This window comes from Methylocaldum sp., from assembly GCF_039794385.1.
GTDB lineage: Bacteria > Pseudomonadota > Gammaproteobacteria > Methylococcales > Methylococcaceae > Methylocaldum.
In genome coordinates this window covers 1-4,173 of sequence record NZ_JBDIVO010000383.1, presented here as the reverse complement: position 1 = coordinate 4,173, position 4,173 = coordinate 1, and the positions used below count along the sequence as shown (strand labels likewise).

Annotated in this window: 3 protein-coding genes; all 3 read left to right on the top strand. The window is 61.3% G+C overall.

All coding sequences use genetic code 11. The features are described 5' to 3' along the window. Positions 1-29: 29 nt before the first annotated feature. Genes ABJK70_RS21190 through ABJK70_RS21180 form a run of 3 tightly spaced genes read left to right on the top strand, consistent with a single transcriptional unit; the run spans position 30 to position 2,996 of the window. Positions 30-914: an SGNH/GDSL hydrolase family protein gene (locus tag ABJK70_RS21190; RefSeq protein WP_210024328.1), complete on the top strand. Its 885-nt coding sequence runs from the start codon at positions 30-32 to the stop codon at positions 912-914. Positions 915-920: 6 nt separating this feature from the next. Next, positions 921-1,544, top strand: coding sequence for a hypothetical protein (locus tag ABJK70_RS21185; protein WP_347259033.1), 624 nt, complete (start codon positions 921-923; stop codon positions 1,542-1,544). A gap of 9 nt (positions 1,545-1,553) precedes the next feature. Then, complete coding sequence (locus ABJK70_RS21180; RefSeq protein WP_347259032.1) at positions 1,554-2,996, top strand: DsbA family protein; 1,443 nt, start codon at positions 1,554-1,556, stop codon at positions 2,994-2,996. Positions 2,997-4,173 lie beyond the last annotated feature (1,177 nt).

Sequence of the window (4,173 nt, the reverse complement as noted above, 5' to 3'; positions counted from 1 at the left end):
TAGGAAACCTCATCGGATAGGAGATCGCTATGAAAATTCATAGCCTGGTCACATTAGGGACAATATTGACGACACTCCTCACGGCGCGCTCGATACTCGCCCTGGAACCGGGTCAGGACGAGCCGAAACGGCTCTTTTCGATGGGCGATTCCATGACGCGGGGTTTCAATGCCAACACTCCCCTGGACAATCCGCACCTGAGCTGGGTCAACGGTTATCACGGCTTTTGGGAGGATCTCTTCGGTTTGCCGGATGTCGAGTCGCATAACCAGCGCATCGATGCCAATTTCGGAGACAGCGATCGCAGCAATCAGACGGCGGCCGAAAACGGTGCGACGATGGGCAATCTGGCGGCTCAAGCGTCCGGCACGGCCGGCAAGAACGTAACCTATGCCACGGTGCTGCTGGGTTCGAACGATGTGTGCAAGGACTCGATCGCCGATCTTCCCACCGACGAGCAGTTCAGAACGCGATTCGAGGGCGGCATGGATACCCTGCTCGCGAATTTGGCTGCGGGCGCTACCGTGCAGGTAGTGGCAATCCCCAATATCGTCGAGGTCTATAACCAGGGCCGAGTCAAACAATCGCTGGGGCTGGTCGATTGCCCGGAGGTTTGGGCGACGTCGGGCAGTTGCGGCTCGGTGCTTTCGCCCGATGCGACCGATTCGGACCGTGCTTTTGCGCTGTCCCGGATCATGGCGTACAACCAGATGCTCCGGGAAATCACCGAGAACAAGGCCGCACAGCATCAGGACAAGTTCATCTCGTTTACCGATGTGAGCTTCACCTATCCGTTCACGCAGAGCGAACTCTCCAACCTCGACTGTTTCCATAGTTCCTGGGAAGGACAAAAGGCTCTATCCAGGGAGACCTGGAATAGCGGTCCGTTCAGGGAACATCAGGAACTTGACTAAGCCGTTATGAGCCGGGTCGCCGCATTCTTATTAGGCGCGGGAGTGGCGGGCGCGATCGCGGTACTTCTGACTACTCATTCGCCGCCGGTTCCGGTCGGCGAAGATGTCGAGCAATGGCAGGCGCGCACCCGGAAGGCGGAACGGGAACTCGCGGTGTTGCGGACGCAGCTGGAATCTTCCGCCGCGCGGCAATCGACAGCCTCCTCCACATCCATTCCCGTCACAACCCCTGGTCCGATTTCTTCGCCAACAATTCCTCCGCCGCCTCCCGATCCCGATGTCGAGTTTGATCCCGTGCGCCACGAGCAATGGGACGCCCTGGTCAGCGGCGCGCTCGAGCGCGAAGTGGAGCAGCGCCTCGGCCAAAGGCTCAGCCCCGATCGGACGGCCCGGCTGCTCGAGGCTCTACGACGGCTGCGCGATGCCTCGGTCGGATTGCGCTCGGAATTTCTCGATCCCCAAAATCCCGATTCCCTGCGCGATCACCTGGCGCGCACGCTGGTGCTGGTGGAATCGGATCGCCTTTTTCGCGAAGAGCTCGGCATCGGCTTCTCGGACTTCCTGCGGGGACTCGACGGCAATCCCGTCGAGGAAGTCCATTCGGCGGAGCCTGGCGGATCGCTTCGATAACATCGCCCAATGTGGATCATCCTTCTGATGCTCTTGGCCGGAAGCCCGGCCGCTCTTGGCGACGAGGCGGCGGCCAGAATAAACGGACAGACGCTTTTGTTATCCGAGATCGACGCGCCTTCGCGCCCGAAGATCGTCCGATTGCACCAAGCCTTGGTCGACCAGGCTGCCCGGACGCTTGATCGGCTGATCGACCGGCACCTTCGGACGTCCTCGGCGGCAATGAAATCCCCTTCGTCCAAGCCGGTCACGGATGAAGCGATCCGCGACTTTCGTTCGTCACGGGCGGAAGATTTCGAGGGGCCTTTCGCGCCCGCCGAGACCAGGCGCCATCCGAGTGCTGCGCAGCCCGCGATCCGGCACTATCTGGAGCAGAAAGCGCTCGAAGCCAGAAGCGCCGAGACGCGCCGCGATCTCCGGAAAGGCCATGCCATTAAAATCCTGATCCCGGAAGCGCGGGAGCTCGAACAGCCGCTGCCCGCTAAGCGAACCGTGGCGCTGGTGGATGGTGTCCCCATCCCGGCCGGGAAACTCGAGCAAGCCGCAGCGCTTCGCCTCTATCGGCTGAGGAAGGAGATCCATCTCGAGCGCCGGCGCAATGTCGAGACGGCCATCGAGAATCGGCTGCTGAGCGAGGAGGCCCGGCGACGCGGCATTACCACCGAGAATCTTTTGACAAAAGCGACACAGGACGCGGCCGTCGGCGACGAGGAGTTGAATGCATTCATCCAGTCGGAAAGCGCGGCGGGCCGGCCGGTATCGGACCCCGAACGTGCCCGACAATACCTGGCTTTCCGTAAAGCCCATGCCCGTCGCACCGCGTTGGTCGAGAGGCTGCGGGCTTCGGCGCGCATCGAGATCCTGCTTGAGGAGCCCTCCCCACCCCGTCTACCCATGATCGAGGCGAATGCCCCCGCCTTGGGCGCACGGGAAGGACTGCGTCTCGTCGTCTACATCAACTACCGCTGCACGCCATGCCGGGCTAGCCATCGGGAGATCGATCGGCTTCTGGCCGCCGACCGAAAAGTGCGCGTCACCTTCCGCGATTTCATTCCGGTGTACGATCCCGTGGCGAGCGAGGCGGCCCGCTTGTCGCGCTGCGCCAGCCGGCTGGGCGCCTTCCAGCGCATGCGCAAGGAGCTTTTGACGCGGGATCCGCCGCCTTTCGGAGAAGCCTGGTACAAAGACGAAACCCTCCCGGTACTCGCTCGCGGGCTGGGTATCGATCCCGCCGCCTTGGTACAGTGCCTTTCCTCCGAGGAGATCGGCGAGGCCATCGCCACGGACACCGCGGAGGCGCTCGAATTCGGTTTCGAGGAAGCGCCTTCCTTTATCGTCCAAGGCATCCCCCTCTCGGGCATGCAGTCGGCCGAAAGCCTGGCTGAAGTACTCCATCGGAGAATATCGCGGGATGCGCGGCATCCGGTTAGGCAGGGAGCGAATCCACACTGATTCTGAAAGACCGGCCGGCTTATGGCTCTCCGTTCGGGACCAAGCCGCGACGGCGGGCCTGTCGATCGTTGAGAACGCGTGCGAGCACTTGAGCTGGATCGACCATGTTGGAATCGCATCATCCTAGAAACGGCAGTTGGACGTGCCGGAGTGTGCGGCGGGCGGGTCGGCTGGCAAGGCGCGACGCCGCCGCGGGGTAGTCTCCCGCAAGAAGGAGCAACGCCGCCAGGTGGCCCGCCCGCCGTGCAATCGGGTGCGTAGCGGCTTCACCCAAAAGGTGAGATTGATGCAGGGCGGGACGTTCAGGATTCATCGGGCTTTTCAGGTGCATCGAAGCGGTCAACTGCCGTTTCTAGGATCATGCATTGGCAAGCGAAATCGATTCCGGACGAGGCTTGGGAGCTAAGTACATTCCGCAAATATTTGCCGAATCTCGACAGATTGGCTTGATTGGCGGGGTTGTCCTGCAGGTTGCCTATGCCGCAAGACTTCCCTGAATGTACTTAGAGCATTTTCATACCGACTGTACGGGCACTCGCGAGTAGGTCGGGAATCCCTTCCCAATCGCAAACGGGCCTTTAATCGGCCCCTTCCAATCGCAAACGGCGTCTTCGGGAAGGGCGTGGCCGGCGCTCCCGGCCAGGCCGTTTGCGATTGGAAGGGTCATCCCAGCGCTCCTGGGATGACCGTTTGCGATTGGAGCGCCGAAGCCGCCCTTCCCGACGACACGTCCCCGCCGAGCGTCTTCGTCGGAAGGGTCGCGACTAAAGCGACCGTTTGCGATTGGGAAAGGATTGCCGACCTACGAAAGCTTGAGTCGAGCTACCCTGGCCGAAGGCGCCAACGACTCCTGCCAGGCCTGTTTTGCCGTACGAGCGAGATGAGAACGCTCTAGCAAACGCTTCGGGTCAAACTGCCGCTAGCCCGCTTGGCAAATGGGATCAGGCTTCCATGATTTCGCCGGCGACTTGAATGCCCCGGCTGACGAAGAAGCATATGAGGAACTTGCGTGGACGGCCGACAACATCGATGGATTTTCCCGATTGCCGGTCGCTTCGTTCACATCCAATCCTTCGCCTTTTTCCTGACCTGCTCGTAAAAGGCCTCCATCACGTCGACGAAGGACACGTCCTTGGGCCAGAACGGCGGGAAATCGCCGCCTTTTTTGACCAGAATG

Excerpts from the sequence above, each read along its gene's own strand:
- ABJK70_RS21180 (WP_347259032.1), top strand. The coding sequence starts at position 1,554 with ATGTGGATCATCCTTCTGATGCTCTTGGCCGGAAGCCCGGCCGCTCTT.
- ABJK70_RS21190 (WP_210024328.1), top strand. The coding sequence starts at position 30 with ATGAAAATTCATAGCCTGGTCACATTAGGGACAATATTGACGACACTC.
- ABJK70_RS21185 (WP_347259033.1), top strand. The coding sequence starts at position 921 with ATGAGCCGGGTCGCCGCATTCTTATTAGGCGCGGGAGTGGCGGGCGCG.